Annotated in this window: 3 protein-coding genes; all 3 read left to right on the top strand. The window is 32.5% G+C overall.

Going from position 1 to position 3,232, the window contains the following annotated elements; all coding sequences use genetic code 11:
* Positions 1 to 718 (top strand): galactofuranosyltransferase (locus tag D8837_RS09050; RefSeq protein ID WP_125456851.1); only part of this gene is annotated, 718 nt, incomplete at its 5' end.
* A 32-nt stretch (positions 719 to 750) separates the two neighbouring features.
* Positions 751 to 1,686, top strand: a complete 936-nt coding sequence (locus D8837_RS09045; protein WP_260468891.1) for a capsular polysaccharide synthesis protein — start codon at positions 751 to 753, stop codon at positions 1,684 to 1,686.
* The coding region (locus tag D8837_RS09040) for a lipopolysaccharide biosynthesis protein (RefSeq protein WP_125456849.1) at positions 1,687 to 3,232 on the top strand (1,546 nt) is incomplete at its 3' end.

Here is a 3,232-nt window from a genome sequence, read left to right as displayed (position 1 = left end):
AATCAAGTCATTTACAGATTTCAAATATTCCATTATCCATTTTTTACAAAATAAAACAGTCCTTGAAAAAGTCGATGGTATTATCGCTCATAATGAAAAGATGAAAGCAGAACTTGTGCGATTAGGAATACCGGAAGAGAAGATTGTTTCCTTAGAGATATTTGACTATTTGATTCCACATTATAAAGAGAAGAAAGCTTATGAAAAAGAAACTATTTTGTTAGCTGGAAATTTCGATATTCGGAAAACAAAATACGCAAGACAATTACCCGAAAAACCAGATTTTTCTATTTATGGCATTAACTTTGAAGAGGAGAATCTTCCTCACAACGTTCATTATCAAGGTGCTTTTTCTCCTGATGAACTCCCTAATCGCTTACATGGTGGCTTTGGGTTAGTCTGGGACGGAGATAGCCCCCATACTTGTAGTGGAAGGTATGGAGAATATTTAAAGATGAATAACCCGCATAAAGCTTCTCTATATTTAGCATCTGGTTTTCCGATTATTGTATGGAGCCAATCTGCTTTGGCTGATTTTGTACGAAAAAATCAATGTGGAATCATTGTTGATTCATTATTTGAAATTGCAGATTGTTTAAACTCAATTGATGAAGAAGATTATCAAGAATTGATTAAAAATAGTAAAATAGTAGGAGAGAAACTTCGTAACGGATATTTTCTAAAAACAGCTTTAGAAAAATGTGAAAGGAATTTGTAGAGTTTATGAAACTACAAATCTTACAAAAAAAAATGGCTCGCTATCGTCAAATTTTAAAATATTATGGCCTTAAACTAACATGTGTTTACTTTCTTGCACAAAAATCTGACAAGATGTTTTATGATTTTCGAAGAAAGATTCTTTTGGATTTTGTACTAAAATTAAGAAAAGAAGCACAACTAGTTGATTCGAGTAATGAAAAAGAGGAAGAAACAACAGAATTTCCAAAAATGATTTGGACAATGTGGCAACAGGGTGAAGCTCAAATGCCTGAGACGGTAAAAGCTTCAATGAAAACAATAAAAGACTTCGCCAAAAGAAATGACTGTGAATTCTATTTGTTGACGGATGAAAATCTGGCGGATTTCATCAATATTCCAACAGACATCACCGAAAAATACAAGAAAAAAGAATTATCAGCTGCGCATTATTCAGATATTATTCGTTTTAGTCTCTTATACCAATATGGTGGAATTTGGATGGATGCAACCTTATTGGTATCTCCCTATGCAACTTTAGAAATGTTTGAAGGGGACTTTTTTACTCTGAATCATCCACCTATACGAACAAATCAAATGGAACGAACTGTTGGTGACTTTAAATGGGCAGGTTTCTTTCTAGCAGGAAAAAAAGGCAAGCCTTATTTTAAACATATTCGGGATTTATATCTTTACTATGTTCGTAAATATCCAGTTTTTATTCATTACCTGATGATGGATTATTTTATTTTGTCCGAATATGAATCAAATCATGAATTTAAAGAATTAGTGGATAGATTACCTATTCTAGCACCAGCTGAGCGTGTTTGGTTTTTAAGAGACCATGCCCATGATCTTTTTGATGAAAAGGAATGGGAAGAAGTATTAAAAACAACACCGATTTTGAAAACGACTTATAAAATCAAGAAAGAAGAAGTTCTTCCAGAGAGTTATCTCGATCAACTTTTACAAGGAAAATTAAAGGAATAGATGAAATACACGAAAAAAAGTAGAACAGAATTTGCCACCTTAAATACGAGTATTGCTCTGGCATTGCAACCTTTTCAAGTCCTTCTTGGCTTTATCAATCGAACTATTTTTATCCATTTACTTGGGGTAACCTATCTAGGATTAAACAATTATTTGTCTAGCTTAGTTTCTATCCTGTCTTTGGCAGAATTAGGGGTTGCTGGAGCCATGAGCTATGCACTATATGGACCCTTAGACAGAGAAGAACATGGAAAAATCAATGCCTTTATGATTCTTTTCAAAAAATTATATAGAATCATTGGCTTTTCTATTTTTATACTGGGCTCTATACTTTCTTTATTTCTTCCTTATATGATAAAGGATTATACGGTAAATAGCGAAGTATATTTGATTTTTTTCCTCTTTGTTTTTAACTCAGCTTCTAGCTATTTTTTCTCCTATAAACGAACCTTGCTTTATGTCGATCAGCGTAATTATATGATGACTTTGATTGACTTTGGATTAAATACGCTTCGCGTATGCTTGCAGATCGGAATTTTAGTCTTTACCCAAAATTATATCTTTTATCTATTAATCAGTATCATCATGAATTTGATTGGGAATATCATCATGTCGCGTATTGTGGATAGATTGTATGGTTACTTGTTTAAGAATGAGATAACACCCATTAATCAGGAGGAAAAAGGAAAATTTATACGAAATATCAAAGGCAATGTAGTCGGTAGTATTGGAGAAACGATTGTTTTTCAAACAGATAGTATACTAATGGCAAGTTTTGTCAGCTTAGCAGCTATTGGTATTTATGGGAATTATACCTATGTTTTAGGATTTCTTTCACTGATTTTAAATACTGCGATTAATTCAGTTGTTTCTTCCGTAGGTAACTTAGTCCATTCGGAATCTACGACAGTAGCAGATATGGTTAAATTCCTAAAAAAATTCCAGTTTATTACTTTTAGCCTGATTTATTTTGCTAGCTTAGGTTATTTAATGTTCATTCATCCATTTATGACTATCTGGTTAGGTGAGAGTTTTTCATTTAATTATACGATTGAGATTTTGATCGTCCTTCATTTCTTCCTAACTTTTTATAGAAGACCGATTCTAACGTTGATTTCAGTTTATGGCTTAAGTTATGAGCAAAATAAAAAAGTCATTGTCGAAATTTTATTAAACATTTTCCTTTCGCTCTACTTTTTAGCGATTTTAGATTTAGGAATATCTGGAATTTTATTGGGTACGATTTGTTCAACAGTCTTGACCTGTACATGGTATGAACCCTATAGCGCCTTTAAGTATGGATTGAAAGCTTCCTCTAAGGACTTTTTTAAAACATTGTTACAAGATTTCACTGTCGCAGGGATAAGCTTCCTACTTTTGAGTTTGCTGGATAACTTAGTCTTAACTCAGCTAGATTTCATTTTCGGTTTGACCATCAAAATCATCCTTTATTTGACAGTATTAGGTAGTTACGTTTTCCTATTTAGAAATCATGAAGGCGGTAGACAAATTATACTAATGATTCAAAAAGTGTTAAAGTTTAAAA

The sequence above is a fragment of the Streptococcus mitis genome (genome assembly GCF_003942965.1).
GTDB classification, from domain to species: domain Bacteria; phylum Bacillota; class Bacilli; order Lactobacillales; family Streptococcaceae; genus Streptococcus; species Streptococcus mitis_BH.
Note: the sequence above shows the minus strand (reverse complement) of the source record. Positions and strands in the feature narration are given on the sequence as shown.